The organism is Klebsiella sp. C283 (assembly GCF_048822555.1).
Classification (GTDB): Bacteria; Pseudomonadota; Gammaproteobacteria; order Enterobacterales; family Enterobacteriaceae; genus Klebsiella; species Klebsiella quasipneumoniae.
In genome coordinates this window covers 1-850 of record NZ_JBMEZS010000071.1, presented here as the reverse complement: position 1 = coordinate 850, position 850 = coordinate 1, and the positions used below count along the sequence as shown (strand labels likewise).

Annotated in this window: 2 protein-coding genes; both read right to left on the bottom strand. The window is 58.9% G+C overall.

All coding sequences use genetic code 11. The features are described from left to right. A partial coding sequence (traW, locus tag ACOI7Z_RS27270) for a type-F conjugative transfer system protein TraW (protein WP_040180905.1) occupies nt 1-596 on the bottom strand: 596 nt, incomplete at its 3' end. Further along, the coding region (gene trbI / locus ACOI7Z_RS27265; protein ID WP_087855731.1) for a type-F conjugative transfer system protein TrbI at nt 596-850 on the bottom strand (255 nt) is incomplete at its 5' end. The genes traW and trbI, both read right to left, overlap by 1 nt.

Here is an 850-nt window from a genome sequence, read left to right as displayed (position 1 = left end):
CGTTCACCGGATGGCGCCGGCGTGATCCGCGCCGGGACCGCCGTCAGGCCAAATCGCTTGCTCAGTACGCCGTTCTGGTCGAAATAGATCCGGCTGTCCAGCGCTGCGGAGGTGTCCGGGATACTGCCACGCACCAGGATAATTTTGCTCATCAGGGTTTCCGGCACCTGACGCTTCATCCAGGCCAGCTGGTCGGCATCGTCTCCATTGATGAAGTACAGGGTCTGGACAAACGGTACGGTTTTAAGCGGGTTCACCACATCGCCCTTGCGGGCAAACACCCGCCCCTCATTGTCCTTCAGGTCTTCGGTCAGGCGGATGCTGGGATCAAACCAGCGCTGCTCGTATTTCTCCGCACGCTTAATGCCCTCCACCGGTGCCGGGCGCTGACTGTTCTCGATAACCCGCTGCTTAAACGCATCCATCGTCTGGTCCCACTGGCCAGAGGATTGCAGTGACTGCAGACGCTGCGTGATGAGCTGCAGCATGTCCTGCTCCCGGACGGGCCATAAATCCCCCCAGGTACCGAGATCAGCCGCCTGAGTCAGCGGCGATACCAGGCAGGCGGCGAGCAGACAGTCTTTCAGTCGTATCATTACTGTTCTCCTTTCATCCGGCGGGCAATGTCGTGCTGGATGTTGCGGGTCACATCGGGCGCGCCCTGAACCACGGCAGGTGAAACCAGAATGACCACATGATGCTGCTGCTGATACTCCGCCAGACTCTTCTCCAGCGCGTCGTTAAACCGGTCAGAGAGCGCTTTTGACTGCGCTTCTGTCAGCTGCTTCTGACTGACACTGTCCATAAAGCTGTCGAGCGTCTTCTTCATATCAAAAGCCACCACCCGCGG